This window comes from Desertivirga arenae (assembly GCF_017355785.1).
In the GTDB taxonomy this organism is placed as follows: Bacteria; Bacteroidota; Bacteroidia; order Sphingobacteriales; family Sphingobacteriaceae; genus Desertivirga; species Desertivirga arenae.
The window spans coordinates 467,923-483,826 of sequence record NZ_JAFEWE010000002.1 but is presented as its reverse complement, the minus strand read 5'-3'; the positions used below and the strand labels follow the sequence as shown (position 1 = coordinate 483,826).

Below are 15,904 nucleotides of genomic sequence, written 5' to 3'. Positions count from 1 at the left end.
ATTAATGAAAAGGTTATTCGGAAACTTAACCTTTCAGGTAATTATTGCAATAATCCTGGGAGTCATTGCTGGTGTTCTTTTACCAGAATTCGCTAATACCGCAAAACTGATCAGCGGAACATTTATTAAACTGATCAATATGCTCATTGCACCCATCGTTTTTCTTACCATAGTGCTGGGCATTGCCCGCATGGGCGATATGAAAAAGGTGGGCCGGGTTGGGGGTAAGGCTCTTTTGTATTTCGAGGTGATCACCACCGTCGCTATCATCATCGGGTTGCTGGTAGCAAACATCCTGCAGCCAGGCAAGGGCGTGAAGCCTTTAATATCTCAGGAGGTAGCGGAGAAAGCAGGATCAATACCAGCCAATGAGATCAACTGGGCAGAATTTCTTACCCATATCGTTCCTCAGAATATATTCGAGGCCTTTTCAAAAGGAGATATCCTTCAGATCCTGTTTTTCGCTATACTTTTCGCGATAGGGATAAGCAGGATGGGAGCATCAGGCCATTCGCTGTTAAATACCTTCGATAAAATATCGCATGCATTATTTAACGTCATGAAAATGGTAATGAAGCTGGCTCCTCTTGGTGCATTCGGAGGGATGGCCTATACTGTTGGAACCTACGGATTGCAAACACTTATACCCATGGCTAAAATTATGGGTTCAATCTATCTTACCTGCTTCCTTTTTATTTTTGGTGTGCTGAATGCCGTTTGCAAGTATTACAAGATCAGTCTTTTAAGTTATCTGAAATACATTCGTCGCGAACTGCTTATTGTATTCGGCACTTCATCATCCGAGTCAGTATTACCCAGCATGATGCAGCGTATGGAGAAGTTTGGCTGTTCAAAATCGGTAGTTGGCTTAGTCATCCCTACAGGTTATTCCTTCAACCTCGATGGCACTTCCATTTATCTCTCTATGGCCTTTATTTTCCTGGCACAGGTATTCAATATTGAACTAAGTCTCGGGCAGCAACTAACGGCAATAGGTATTCTTATGGTTACGTCTAAGGGCGCTGCCGGAGTGACCGGGAGTGGCTTTATTGTGCTAAGCTCCACGCTTGCAGCGATGAAAATCATGCCGGTAGAGAATGTCGCGATATTATTGGGAGTAGATCGCTTCATGTCAGAAGCACGTGCTCTCACCAATTTAATAGGGAATGGCATTGCAACAATTGTAGTAGCTAAAAGCGAGGGAGAATTTGATGAAGGCCGCTATCAACAGGCTGTCCAGGCCGGACCACTTGCAGAACCAGTCGAGGAAACAGAAGATCCCTCGCCTGAGTCATTCCCTGCATTGGTCATCTCCGAACCAGTTTCAAAAACTAAATGAAATACTAGTTGAAAGATAAAAATCTATCATAGGTATTGTAACTATTTTTAGTTATCAGAACCAGTTTTATAAAAATATAAATAGGATTTACACGGTTAAAAAAAGCCTTCTCTGAAGGCTTTTTTTATGCTTTTACTATATAAGTGTCTCTCTTACAGTTCTGCTTTCTGGGTTTTACACCAAGCAAAATGGTCTCTCCAATCCCGGCTCATCTTTTCAAACCACCAATTTTTATATTCTATCCGGCATTATTATATAAGCTTTAGCTAAAAAAGTATTAGTAAAGCAAGCGTTAAAAAGGGAATTTTATCAATGTCAATCAGGTACAAGATCTGTCCCGAAATGACGCAGTAAACGAAGCAATACCTACAGATTTAAGCTAACCAATAAGATATGAAAGATTTCGACAAATTAGTATTAATTCCCTTTCTCCGACCCATCCCATACAGTATCACAGCTAGTCCGGGTTAGTGGTCACTTGCATTAAGCTAGCCAGTAGTCAAGTCAATGATTAAAATTCTTCGTAAAATTAAATGGTGTTTGAACCTGCATTAAGATTAATGCATTCCAAGCCGAAACACCAGCTACCAGAAACTAAAAATAACCATTACAGACATATGAAACGTCCAGGAGACCTATTTGAAAACAGCCTCTGCTTTAGCAAGCAGAGAATTAAAATTAAGGAGGGAGGAACAACATGTATTCTTCACACATCCCCTATAAAGATCTTTAGGGCATACTTAGTCCTTATCCTATCTCTTCTAGTTACAGTTCAGGGATTCTCTCAAACAGCGAATGATGTGGTAAGCGGAAGGGTCACTGATTCGCAGGGAGGACCTTTGCCAGGAGTAACCATCAAGTTGAAGGGTTCAACTACCGGAACCAGCAGTGATACAAAGGGCAACTATAAAGTAAAAATAAACAGTCCTTCTGATGTGCTCGTATTTTCCTTTTTAGGGTTCAATACCATTGAACGGCCAGTAGGAACTGCTAAAACGCTTAATGTTCAAATGAGGGAATCGTCAACCCGCTTAGAAGATGTTGTTGTGAATATTGGCTATGGAACAGCGCGGCAGAGAGATATTACAGGCTCAGTAAGCACCGTAAAAGGTACCGATATTGTGAAAAACCTTCCGGTAAGTATTAATGAAGGCTTGCAGGGTATGGTATCAGGTGTACAGGTTGGCAAAAGTGACGGTGCTCCCGGAGCCGGAATTAACATCGTTATTCGTGGTGCTAATTCGGTAAATGGAAGCGAGCCCTTGTATGTAGTTGATGATATCCCGGTAGTGTCAGCATCAACGCCAAGAGGGGGAGAAGATAATTTTCAAACTGTTAATGGTCTGTCTTTTCTAAATCCCCAGGATGTAGAAAGTATCGAGATTTTAAAAGACGCTTCAGCTACTGCTATTTATGGTTCAAGGGGTTCAAACGGAGTTGTGCTTATCACTACTAAGAAAGGTAAGTCTGGACGGGATAGGGTTAACTTTATTTCAAACTCCTCATTTGGTAATGTTACCAAAAAGATAGAACTAATGAATGCCTACGAATTTGCCTTGTTACAAAATGAGGCAACTGCCAACTATGCTAAGTACTACGGTGCTCCGCTAAGTGTACCCTACTCCGGAACAATTGGAAAGGACCCTGGCACTGGAATGGATAACGTTTACCGCCCAACTCCTGAGGATTTCAGAGATGGTATGCCTGAAGGTTCTGTATATCCTGTTGGCTTTACCGGGGAAAACTGGCAGGACCGCATTTTCAGAACTTCCTATTCTCAGGACTTTACACTCCAGGCATCCGGTGGAAATGATAAGGGTAACTATTCAATTTCCGGTAATTACCTGGATCAGCAGGGTATTATCCTGAAAACAGGTTTCAAGCGTTACGGAGTTCAATTGAACCTTCACCGCAACGTAAGCAACTTATTCCAGATAGGTACCAATACTAACATTACCTATACCAACTATGTCCTTGGAAAAACAAATACGTCCCAGGAGCAATCGAGTATCATCCGCAACACCTTGATGTATTCTCCTGCGTGGCCATTTGACGATCCTTATGCCGCTATCCGTCAGGAACGAACAGCTTCAGCTTCTATGCTAAGTAACCCCGTAACCTCAATAAACGACTCTGATGACAGGACTGCCTCTGCCCGCGTCTATACAACCGGATACGCGCAGCTTAACTTCCTGCCCTTTATGAGCTTCCGCCAGAGAGTGGGGTATAACTACAACATCAACAACCGTTCAATTTATTATAAAAGAACTATCCCTGAAGGATACCAGGCAAAAGGCCGGGGAATCGAGTCTGAGGACAACTACAGACAATTAACACTAGAATCCCTGTTAAATTTCAACAAAACTTTTAACAGAGATCACAGGGTAGACGCAGTAACAGCCTTTACCTATGAGAAAGGGAAAAGCTACTGGAATTCCCAGCAGGCCACTAACTTCCCAAATGATATTATGGGAGCTAATAATCTTAACGCTGGTTTATCTCCTCAGCCCTTGTTCAATTACCGTGAGGGAACTACTTTAATGTCTGTTCTTGCCCGGGCCCAATACAGCTATAAGGGAAAATATACCATAACTGGTAACTTCAGAAGAGACGGTTCCAGCAAGTTCTCTACCGAAAACCAGTTCGCCAACTTCGGATCAGTAGCGGTGGGATGGTTAGCTGGTGAAGAAAGGTTCATAAAAAGCCTCAACCTCTTCTCTAACCTGAAACTGAGAGCCAGTTTAGGAACTACAGGAAATCAGGGTATTGGTCCTTATGCCTTCGCATACCAGTTGAGGGGTCAAAAAGCACCGGTAAACTTAAATGGCGACCTAAGTTCCGGATTTGTGATCGATAATAACCGTGGTATTGTTGATCCTGATCTGAGATGGGAAACTACCAGGGCTGCTGATATAGGTCTGGATATGGGTTTCATGAAAAACCGTATTACTGTAACTGTTGAAGGCTATCACAAACGTTCAAGCGATTTGTTGCAGTCGATCAAGGTTGCGCCAAGTACCGGCTTCCAGACAACAGTTACAAACTTAGGAACCATCACCAATAAAGGATTAGAGTTCTCAGTGTATGGCGGACTGGTACAGGCCCGTAACTTCAAATGGAATGTTAATGGTAATTTCTCCATCAACCGTAACGAGGTTTCTAATTTGCCTGGCGACCAGTTTTCGCAAAGACTTTACCATAACGTAGATAATGCTTTCGTTCAACGTAACGGTTATGCCCTCGGGTCTGTTTACGGGGTGCTGGAAGACGGTTTCTACGATAATGAAGCCGAAGTAAGGGCTGATCCAACCTGGGCTGGACTAAGTGATAACGAGCTGAAACAGAGAATAGGAACTATCAAATACAAAGACGTTGACGGAGACGGAATTTTTAACAAGGATAAAGACCGTACAATCATTGGAAATACCCTGCCCGATTACATGTTCGGATTAACCAATAGCTTCAATTACAAACGATTTGATTTTACTGTTTTCGTTCATGGTTCTATCGGTGGCGACCTGGTTAATACCAACCTTTGGAATGTTCGCCTTAACCAGAATGGAAATGGAACAAAAGAAGCTTTTGATGGAAGATGGACTGAAGCAACAAAAGCAACAGCAACATGGCCTGCGGCTGATGCTTCTTATAATACAAGCTGGTATTTCTCTAACCGTTATGTCGAAGACGGATCCTTTGTTCGCCTGAAAACGATCAGTTTGGGATATACTTTCAAACCTCGCACCAAGCTAATTGAAGGTATAAATGTCTATGGTACTCTAAGCAATGTGTTTACCATCACTAATTATAGCTGGTACGATCCCGATGTTAACTCTTTCGGAGCAGATGTTTCACGTCGCGGTGTCGATATGAACTCCTATCCAAATACAAGAACTTTTACTTTGGGTGTTAAAGCTGCCTTATAAACGATACTACAATGAAAAGAACGAAAATATTAATCCCAATTATAGCATTAAGTACTTTACTATCATTTGATAGCTGTAAAGACGCATTGGAGGAGAAACCTTATTCTTTCCTTGCTCCCGAAAATATGGGGGATTCGCCGGAAGCGGCACAAATGATGGTTGATGGAGTTAAAGCGACCTTCAATTCCGGTGCCTTTTTCGCATACGCCATTTTCAACCGAGTACACGACATCGATTCTGATGATGCTACCGGTCCAACATGGGCATTCACAACCACAGGAGCAGGTAACTTTTCAGGCAATGGGGATATAAATGCGTACTGGAACAACTTATACCTTCTTGTAGCCAGGGCCAACTTTGCCTACAGTGTGGTAAATAAGATGACCGCCATTGATGAAGGCTCGAAGAATAACGCCTTAGGCGAGCTTAACTTCTACAGGGCTTGGGCTTACTTTACCTTAGTTAAAGCTTTTGGGGGAGTGCCATTGTACCCCGTTTCTGTAACAGAGGGCGCAGATCCGAATCCTCCCAGAGCTTCTGTTGCCGAAGTATACGGGTATATTGTAGACCGGCTAAAGGAATCCGAAACCCAGCTCTACAGTCGTACCAATGCAAAATACAAGGAAGGAAACCTAAGCATGGAAGCAGCAAAAACGATGCTGGCTAAGGTATACCTCACCATGGCATCAGGTGCATTAAAATCCGGTGTTGTAAAAGTCTACGGCGGACCGCAGGGGGCACGCAATAACAGGAAAGAGCCAACACTGCTAAGCATTAACAAAAATGTAGTGGCCGGACACGAAAACTTCGATGCTACCGAATACTTCACCCTTGCCCGCAATAAGGCAAAAGAAGTGATGGATAATTCATCAGCATCCGGAGTAGCATTATTCCCAACCTGGGCAGATGTATGGAAGAGAGAAAACAGGGGTAAGAGAGAACATTTATGGACCATGTACGCGCAGGCAAATTCCGAAGAGTTCGGAAACTTTTTAAGCTATGCTTATTATGGTGTTCGTTCAGCTGCCGACCCCGAAAGAAGAGTAGCAGGAGGCGGCGGCCAGTACGGTCTGTCAGATGTATGGTATGATCTTTTTGAATCGAATGATGCCAGGATCCGTGAGGGTGTAGACCATAAATGGAAAGATTCGAACGGTAATCTTCAATGGTATCCTAAAAAAGAGTATGGAGATCCTACCAAAGGTTGGGTAAGTGGCTATAATTACGCTGATGACGATTCTCACCTGGCACTAACCACCAAATTTGCAGATGTTTCCGATAAATCTATTTTCCGTAACGATGCTGCTTACCCATGGTTAAGGTACGCAGAAACCCTGCTGATCTTTGCGGAGGCGGAAAATGAGGTGAACGGTCCTACTCAGCTGGCTATCGATGCAATGAATCAGGTAAGGGGCAGAAGCCGGGCAAGCCTTGTTTCTTTAGCTGACTTCAATAATGATAAGGTGGCCTTCCGTTCTCAGGTGCTCGAGGAGCGACGTCGTGAACTTGCTGTAGAAGGGAACCGTCCATGGGATTTGAGACGCTGGGGGATCTACCTGCAGGTAATGAATGCCATAGGTGGCCTAGACATCAACGGAATTATAAAAACAAGGGAACCAAAACATTTACTGTTCCCAATCCCCGACGACGAGATGAATGGAAATTCAAGTATTGAAAATAATAACCCAGGTTGGTAATCAATTTACGATTAATTAGAGGTTGTATGAAAACGTCAAAACTAAAACTATATATAATAGCAGCATCGGCAATCTTTTGTAGTGTTAATTTCTCCGCCTGTAAAAAGGAGGATGCAGGTGAAGAGTGTAATGGTACACCCGTGATCACTAATGTAGTAAAACCTACAGACAGGAAAAATGTACTTCAATCCGCCGAATTCTTCCAATATGTAACTATTCAGGGACAAAATCTATGTGGTACTCAATCTCTGAAATTTAATGATGTAGCCGTTGATCTGGACCAGGCTTTCGTAAGTGCTAATGAAATCACCGTGAAAATACCGGGAACCATTCCAACACAAACCACTAATAAGGTTTATGTCAGTACGAACAAAGGGGAAGCCCAGCACGACTTTGGTATTGTTATTCCTCCACTGAAGATCAACCAGATCGTTAATGAATATGCTCCTGCCGGGAATACCATGGTTTTGATCGGAACCGGTTTTACAACCTATGGCTTCAATGCCGGGCATGGTAAGGCCTATTTTGGAAATACAGAGACTACGATAACCAAGGTCACTACAGACTCTTTGTTCATTACTGTTCCTTTAAGTGCTCATCAGGGAGATCAGATCAAGATCGTGGAAACTCAGGGTAATCAAACCTATACCTATCCCTACCCTTACCGCGATAACCGAAACATATTGTTCGACTTTGACGGTAACAACGGTAATGTAAATCTGGGGGTAAGAACGGCAGGCCCGGTTCCTGAACCAATAAGTGGCAGATTCTTGCACTATAAAGTAAATAATAACGACTGGGATGGTACCGGTGGGGCAATAGTTTCTGGAGCACGCCCACTGCCTGCAGATGTGGTAAACAACCCTAAAAATTATGTCCTCAAATTTGAGTTCTATAATAACCCCAACAATCCGTTTAAAGGAACTATCATGAAGTTTTTCTTTGAAGGCGGAGGCTGGTCTGGAGGTAATAACTACCTATGGGATGTGAGGACCTCTGGAGTAGATACCCGTGGAGAATGGAAAACGATCACACTACCCTGGGCAGATGCCTTTACCCGGGTAATTAATGTGAGTGCCTCTGGTTTTTACAACAACGAATATGTTATTCACGGCCCGAAAATTAATGCCGATATGGCTTTCGATAATTTCAGGATCGTTCCCAAACAGTAACTGCGAAAGTCTATAGGGGGGCTATGCCCCCCTGGTAAAATTAAAGTATGAATTCAGGACTGAAGTTTAGCTTATCTCTCGCTATCACTTTTTTGATTTGGCTTTCCAGCTTTACGTTGCCGGCGCAAGCACAGGAAAACAAATCTTATTACTGGAATACCATTCAGGATTTTAAAAAACAGGATAGTATTAATCCGCTGCCTAAACGGTCAATTTTAATGGTCGGTAGTTCCTCTTTCACTAACTGGCATAACGTTCAGCAAATGTTTCCGGGATACATGATAGTGAACAGAGGTTTTGGTGGCTCGCAATTGCTTGATGTAAAGCAATACTTTGAGGTGGTAAAATATCCAAAGAAGCTTAAGCAGATCGTGATCTATGCCGGGGATAATGATATTGCAGCTGGAGCAACAGCTGAGCTGGTTTTAGAGCGTGTTAAATCCTTGATAAACCTGATCCGGAAAGATGAACCGAAAGTGCAAATAACGTATCTTTCTATCAAGGGATGCCCAGGAAGAGCTGCTTCAATTCCAATAGTTCGGCAAGCAAATGATCTTATAAAAAAGTTTATTTCAGAGCAGAAGAAATTGGACTATGCCGATATTTTTTCAGCCACAATGGATCCAGCTGGAAATCCAATTCCCGGAATTTATGTAGAAGATGGCGTTCATCTGAATGAAAAAGGTTATGCAATTTGGGCAGAAGTACTTAAACCTCATTTAAAGAAGTAGAATTAGTAAAAAACGGGACTAGTAGTGCTGCTAGTCCCTTAACCCAAGTATTTATGAGAAAGGAATTATGGCTATTAATAATAGCTATTGGAATACTATTGTCATGTGGAAAAAAAGGTGCACCTGTTGAAGAAAAAACAGAACCTGTTGATCCGCCTCCTGCAAACACTTATTCTAAGCCCTCCCAGCCCTTCGGCGTTAATCTTTCAGGAGCAGAATTTGGCACTATACCCGGTACTCTGGGCACGCATTACGGATATCCAACGGCTGCTGATCTTGACTATTTCAAGGCTAAAGGATTCAAGCTTATTCGCTTCCCCTTTCGTTGGGAACGGATTCAGCCTACAACCTTTGGTCCCCTTAATTCAGAGGAGCTGTCGCGGATGAAAACATTTGTAGAGGCTGCACAATCAAAACAAATGCTCATCCTGCTTGATATGCATAATTTCTGCCGCCGGAAAATGACTAGTAATAATTCTGATACCGTTTTTGTTGAAATTGGCGATGCCAGCTTGCCGGTAGAAGCGCTGGGAGACGTGTGGTACAGACTTGCTAATGAATTCAAAGGCTATAACAATATTTGGGGATATGATATGATGAATGAACCCTATGCACTAACCAAGGCAACATGGTTCAATATTGCTCAAAAAACAATTAATAAGATAAGAACGATTGATCAGAAGACTACTATTGTCGTAAGCGGCGATGCCTTTAGTTCAGCATCCAAATGGAAGCAGGTTAGTGATAACCTTAAGGATTTAATTGATCCGGGGAATAATCTGATCTTCCAGGCCCATACCTATTTTGACAAGGATGCCGGGGGCAGTTATAAAGGCTCTTATGATACTGAAGCTGCTACCGAAAATATCGGTGTAGAACGCGTAACTCCTTTTGTGGACTGGCTTAAAACCAACAAACTTCGGGGATTTGTTGGGGAGTACGGTGTTCCTGATAACGACCCACGTTGGAACGTTGTGCTTGATCGCATGTTAAAATACTTAAGCGACAATTGCGTAAATGGAACTTATTGGTCGGCGGGCCCTAGATGGGGTAACTATCCACTTGCAGTGCAACCCGCTAATGGTCAGGATAGACCGCAAATGAGTACACTTATGAAATATCTCTTTACAAATCCTATAAACTGTAAATAATAAGATTTCTATCATATCTACCGGTAAAACCAAAAGGGATAAGCTACTTCGAGCCAGTAGCTCCCTTTTTGTATTATTATAATTATTAAATCATCACGTATATTGTAAAACAATTACCAGGTTATAAACTACCAAAAAACACACCTACAAAAAAAGAACTTATAGTATGAACAGAGCATTCATCTATCCGGCCAGCTTAAAACAACAACAAAGGCCATCCCTCCACAGGCCATTCAGGAAAGGAGCACTTCTTTTATCCGCACTTCTGTTAAACGTTCTTTATGCAGATGCCAATGTCCGTTTGCCGAAGATCTTTGGAGACGGGATGGTCCTGCAAAGGAATCAGAAGATACCAGTTTGGGGCTGGGCTGATAAAGGCGAAAAGGTTACAGTTACATTTAGGGGCCAGTCTGCAACAGTTAAAGCTGATAATGCAGGAAAATGGAAAGTTGAACTTTCTCCGGAAACGGCAGGCGGGCCATTCACATTAAATGTCAAAGGAAAGAATGCCATCGCGCTGAACGATGTATTAGTAGGAGAGGTTTGGTTATGTTCTGGCCAGTCTAACATGGAATGGTCGGTAAGAGGCAGTAAAGATGCAGAAAAAGAGATGCGGGAGGCAAAGAATCCGCTTATTCGTCATTTCAAAGTTCCTAATACCACAGCCAAAGACCCCCTCGACGATGTACGTGGAGGTTCATGGGTTGCTGCTTCAGCAAAAACAGTCGGAGATTTTACAGCGGTAGGCTATTTTTTTGCCCGGGAGCTTTATAAGGAACTGCAGGTGCCGATCGGTCTGATCAACTCTTCCTGGGGAGGTACAGACATCGAAACCTGGATTAGTCGCCCCGCCTTGCAGAACAGTGATATTTTCAAGGCCATGATGAAAACCATGCCGGCCTCTGCCAACCTCGAATATGTGATCAAAGAACGTAAGAACCAGTTGAACAAAAAGATCATCGAACTGCAGGGCGCACTTCCTAAAGACTCAGCCGCTGCTGCAGTTTTTCGCCAGGCGGACTACAATGATAGCAAATGGCCTGAAGTGAAGGTGCCCGGTTTTTGGGAGCAATCCGTAGAAAACCTCGACGGTATCGCCTGGTTGCGTACCTCTTTTAATCTAAAGGCAGAAAATGCAGGAAAGCCGGCCGAACTTCACCTCGCTATGATCGACGATTCTGACGAAACTTATGTTAATGGAACCAGGGTGGGTGCTGTTAAGAATGGGTATAATACCAACCGGGTATACAGTGTACCAGCGGGACTGCTAAAAGCAGGTAAGAACGTTATATCGGTAAGGGTAGAAGATACCGGTGGCGGCGGTGGTATTTATGGAAGTGTCAACGATGTGAATATAAAAGTAGATGAAGAACTGATCCCCTTAGAAGGTCAATGGAAATTTCAATTGGAATCCCTCCTGGCAGTATCCAATACAAGCAGCATGAGCGATCCTAACAGTTTTCCAACTCTGCTTTACAACGGCATGATCAATCCTTTGATTCCCTATGCAATAAAAGGCGCCATCTGGTACCAGGGCGAAAACAACGCAGGTCGCGCAGTCCAGTACAGGGACGCTTTTCCTCTGATGATCAACGACTGGCGGAACAACTGGAAACAGGGTAATTTCCCCTTCTATTTTGTGCAGTTATCCAGCTGGATCGCTTCCAGTGGCGACAGTAATCATGGTAGCTCATGGGCAGAATTACGGGAGGCTCAAACTCAAACCTTAAGGCTTCCTAATACAGGCATGGCGGTTACTGTTGATATCGGAGAAACTAACGACATTCATCCGAAGAACAAGCAGGATGTAGGCAAACGCCTGGCCGCTGTTGCTTTAAACCAATCATATAAGAAAGGAAATGCTTTTCAAGGGCCGGTGTTTGACAAACTGCAGGTCGCAGGCAATATGGCCATGCTTAGCTTTAAGGAAACTGGATCTGGTTTAATGGCGAAAGATAAATACGGATATCTGAGAGGTTTTGAGGTGGCAGGTGCCGATAAGAAATTTCACTACGCCAAAGCTTTTGTAGAAGGCAACACAGTAGTGCTTAGCAGCGAAAATGTGGCAAGTCCGGTAGCAGTAAGGTATGCATGGGCGGATGATGCAGGTGATGCAAACCTTTATAACAAGGAGGGTTTCCCTGCGGTTCCATTCCGGACAGACAACTGGAAACCTATTACAGAAAACGTAAAGTATACACTTAGATAAGTCAGGAACAATTGAAAGGATCTTTATTGAAAGCTACAGGCACAGCGGTTATAGCTGTGCTTGTAGCGTATACGCCTACCCTGGGGCAATGTAAGCCCGGAAACCTTCAGTGTGAACATCTCGAAAACCCTCTGGGCATTGATGCAAATTCACCCCGCTTAACCTGGAACCTTGCGGGTTGCCCCGACGTTAGCGCTCAGAGATCTTACCGGGTCATCGTCGGTACCGACTCCAACGCGGTAGTATCTGGACGGGGAGATGTCTGGGAATCCGGAACGATCGAATCTGATAAAATGAAAGTTCTGGTTCCTAAGGATTCACTCAAGCCTTTTACCCGTTATTTTTGGGCGGTAAAGGTTTGGGATGATAAGAACCGCGCTTCTGATCAAAGCATTGCTTCTTTCGAAACAGGCTTAATGAGTTCTAACTGGCAAGGATCATGGATCACAGATGCCAATGATATCAATATCAAGCAAGCCCCTTACTTCCGCAAAAGCTTTAACAGCCCTAAAAAGATCAAATCGGCCAAAGCTTACATTGCTGCGGCAGGACTTTACGAGTTATACCTCAATGGACAAAGGGTAGGTAATCATCGGCTTGACCCCATGTATACCCGTTACGATCGTCGCACCCTATATCTTACTCATGATGTTACTTCTTTGTTGAAAAGCGGCCAAAACGCAATAGGAGTCCTTTTGGGTAATGGATGGTATAATCACCAGTCAACCGCCGTTTGGTTCTTTGACCAGGCACCATGGCGTGCCCGTCCAAAGTTCTGTATGGACCTTAGGATAACTTTTGAAGATGGTACCATCGAAACCATTACCTCAGACAATTCCTGGAAAACTTCTTTCGGTCCCTTAATCTTTAACAGCATCTATACTGCAGAGCATTATGACGCCCGGTTGGAGAACCCGGATTGGAATAAAGCCGGCTTCGACGATTCTAAATGGAAGAACGTTATCTATACCTCTGCACCTTCAACTAATATTGTTTCTCAGCAACTTCGTCCTATACGTGATCTTCAGGAAATAAAAGCGGCAAGCATCAGAAAGCTAAGCCCTACCAATTATGTGTTCGACCTGGGACGCAATTTTTCCGGGGTAAGTCAGATCAGACTTAAGGGAGCAGAGGGAACAACGTTGAGACTTATCCATGGAGAGCGTTTGAAGAAAGATGGACATGTGGATCTGTCAAATATTGACTATCACTACCGGCCTACGGATGATAAAGACCCTTTTCAAACCGACATTTTCATTCTTTCGGGTAAGGGAGAAGAAAGCTTCAGAGCCAGGTTCAATTACAAGGGATTCCAGTATGTAGAAGTTGTAAGTGACAAACCTGTAGAGCTCACAAAAGAGCGCCTTACCGCTTACTTTATGCATAGCGATGTTCCCCCGCTGGGATCTGTCACCTCATCTAGTGAGCTCTTAAATAAGATCTGGCAGGCTACCAACAACTCCTATTTATCGAATCTCTTCGGCTATCCCACAGATTGTCCGCAACGGGAAAAGAATGGCTGGACAGGGGATGCACATATTGCTGTCGAAACTGGCCTGTACAACTTTGATGGCATAACCATCTATGAGAAATGGCTGGCCGACCATCGCGACGAGCAGCAGCCTAATGGTGTGCTTCCGGCAATAATTCCTACCGGTATGTGGGGCTACGACTGGGCAAACGGGCCCGACTGGACCAGTACGATTGCCATCATTCCCTGGAACGTTTACCTGTTTTATGGCGATGATCAGATCCTGGAGAAGAACTACGAGAACATCAAGAAATATGTCAATTACATTGATAGCAAAAGTCCTTCCGGCCTTACCGACTGGGGTTTGGGCGACTGGATCCCCATCAAATCAGAATCCAACAAAGAGCTCACTTCCTCCATATACTACTATGTCGATGCCTCTATTTTAGCCAGGGCGGCGAAGGTTTTAGGAAAACAAGAAGATCACCAGAAATACTCAGCTTTGGCAGAAAAGATCAGGAAGGCTATCAATGCCAAATTCCTGAACCCTCAAACAGGAGTATATGCCAGTGGTATGCAAACAGAACTAAGCGCGGCGCTTTTCTGGGGCATAGTTCCGGACGAGCTAAAGCCTCTGGTTGCAAAGAACCTGGCCCAGAAGGTTGAAGCAACAGGGACGATGGATGTGGGGCTGCTGGGGTCTAAAACTATTCTAAATGCATTAAGCGAAAATGGATATGCAGACCAGGCCTACAAACTTGCCTCCCGGGAAACTTATCCTTCATGGGGATGGTGGATTAAAAACGGAGCTACAACTTTGTACGAAAACTGGAAGATTGAAGGCAGCTCTGATATTTCCTTAAATCATATCATGTTTGGCGAGATCGGTGCCTGGTATTATAAGGCCCTGGGAGGGATCTATCCCGATCCTTCTGCTCCTGGTTTCAAGAACACCATCATCAAACCCAATTTTGTTGCCGGCTTAAATGCCTTCGAAGCAAATCATAAAGGCCCTTATGGTACAATATCCTCCAGCTGGAAAAGAAGCGGTAATCATGTAATTTACAACCTGACTATTCCTGCCAATAGTAGAGCGACGGTATTGCTGAAAGCTAAAAACATAAAAGCAGATCAGGCTAAAGCCACAAAAAATAAAGCCATTTTCAACAAAGAAAAGGAAGGCATGCAAAAGGCCGACCTGACCGCCGGAAATTATAGGCTGACCATTGAATTGTAATGGTTAAACAAATACCCGTACACCGGAAAAGTTCTCTCTGAATTCCTTCGGTGTACATCCTTTCTTTTTCTTGAAAAGCCTGTTGAAGTTAGAAATGTTATTGAACCCGCAGAGGTAGCAGATCTCGGTGATGGAATGGGTAGTATCGATCAGCATTCTTGAAGCGTGTCCCAGTCTTATTTCGTTCAAACTGCTGATAAAGGTATTTCCTGTTCTTTTTTTGATAAACCGGCTGAAGGATTCCTCAGTCATATTCACCAATTTAGCTATATCAATAAGGGAGATCTCCTTCTGGTAGTTCTCATTCATATACTGAAAGGCCTTGTCCAGGCGCCTGCTGTTATAATTATAACTCTGACTATTCAGGAAAGAGGTATCAGAAAGAGCTATAATATTCCGGGAAGTAGAAAGGTCGTGTAATAAACTGATCAGGTCGAGTACCGAATCAAAACCGCTGCGCTGACTCAATTGCTGTAAACGTGGCAGTACCAATTGAATAGCCTCCTGCGGAAAACTTACTCCTCTTGCACTCATTTCAAGCAATTTCTTTATAAAACTCAGCTGGTTTCTGGATAAAAATTTATCATCAAATAAGTCCTTATGCCATTGAATGGTGATCTCGGTAATTTCAGTAGTACATTCATGGGTGAACCAGGCATGCGGTATATTAGGTCCTACCAGTACCAGTTCATAATCACTTATCACATCAATATGTCCTCCGATGATCCTTTTGGCTCCTTTTGCGTTCAGGATCAGGTTCAGCTCATACTCATCATGAAAATGCAGGGGGAAATTGAACTCCTTCTTCACCCTCGAAAAAATAGTAAAGCAGTCGTTCGGGGTCAGAGGTGTGATCTCTTTAATGATACTCTTGTTCATGCAGGCGATTTATAAAAGGTTAATTAAGTACTATATTTTATAGGATAAATTTATTTTAAATGGTTTCTATGAACAAATTTTGAGGGAAATTATAT

Annotated in this window: 9 protein-coding genes; 8 read left to right on the top strand and 1 reads right to left on the bottom strand. The window is 43.4% G+C overall.

All coding sequences use genetic code 11. From position 1 onward, the window contains the following. Nucleotides 1-4 precede the first annotated feature (4 nt). The 8 genes from dctA to J4N24_RS05965 all read left to right on the top strand — a co-directional run bounded on the left by dctA (nucleotide 5) and on the right by J4N24_RS05965 (nucleotide 14,930). Nucleotides 5-1,339: a C4-dicarboxylate transporter DctA gene (gene dctA, locus J4N24_RS06000; RefSeq protein WP_207532753.1), complete on the top strand. Its 1,335-nt coding sequence runs from the start codon at nucleotides 5-7 to the stop codon at nucleotides 1,337-1,339. Between the two features lie 617 nt (nucleotides 1,340-1,956). Beyond that, entirely contained in the window at nucleotides 1,957-5,262 is a 3,306-nt protein-coding gene (locus tag J4N24_RS05995; protein WP_207532752.1) for a SusC/RagA family TonB-linked outer membrane protein, read from the top strand. Between the two features lie 11 nt (nucleotides 5,263-5,273). Continuing rightward, nucleotides 5,274-6,959, top strand: coding sequence for a RagB/SusD family nutrient uptake outer membrane protein (locus tag J4N24_RS05990; protein WP_207532751.1), 1,686 nt, complete (start codon nucleotides 5,274-5,276; stop codon nucleotides 6,957-6,959). Nucleotides 6,960-6,985: 26 nt separating this feature from the next. Further along, nucleotides 6,986-8,131, top strand: a complete 1,146-nt coding sequence (locus J4N24_RS05985) for a glycan-binding surface protein (protein ID WP_207532750.1) — start codon at nucleotides 6,986-6,988, stop codon at nucleotides 8,129-8,131. 47 nt (nucleotides 8,132-8,178) lie between these two features. Then, on the top strand, nucleotides 8,179-8,862 hold the full coding sequence (locus J4N24_RS05980) for a GDSL-type esterase/lipase family protein (protein ID WP_207532749.1): 684 nt from the start codon (nucleotides 8,179-8,181) through the stop codon (nucleotides 8,860-8,862). A 53-nt stretch (nucleotides 8,863-8,915) separates the two neighbouring features. Beyond that, nucleotides 8,916-10,013 (top strand): glycoside hydrolase family 5 protein, encoded by a 1,098-nt coding sequence (locus J4N24_RS05975; RefSeq protein WP_207532748.1) that lies wholly within the window; start codon nucleotides 8,916-8,918, stop codon nucleotides 10,011-10,013. Nucleotides 10,014-10,179: 166 nt separating this feature from the next. Continuing rightward, the gene (locus tag J4N24_RS05970) at nucleotides 10,180-12,222 is read left to right on the top strand and encodes a sialate O-acetylesterase (RefSeq protein ID WP_207532747.1); all 2,043 of its coding nucleotides are present in this window, start codon (nucleotides 10,180-10,182) and stop codon (nucleotides 12,220-12,222) included. A 26-nt stretch (nucleotides 12,223-12,248) separates the two neighbouring features. After that, nucleotides 12,249-14,930, top strand: a complete 2,682-nt coding sequence (locus J4N24_RS05965) for an alpha-L-rhamnosidase (RefSeq protein WP_207532746.1) — start codon at nucleotides 12,249-12,251, stop codon at nucleotides 14,928-14,930. Between the two features lie 3 nt (nucleotides 14,931-14,933). Here J4N24_RS05965 and J4N24_RS05960 read toward each other — a convergent pair whose 3' ends face one another. Further along, nucleotides 14,934-15,809 carry an AraC family transcriptional regulator gene (locus J4N24_RS05960; RefSeq protein ID WP_207532745.1) on the bottom strand — a complete coding sequence of 292 codons (876 nt, stop codon included), beginning with the start codon at nucleotides 15,807-15,809 and terminating at the stop codon, nucleotides 14,934-14,936. Between the last annotated feature and the right edge of the window lie 95 nt (nucleotides 15,810-15,904).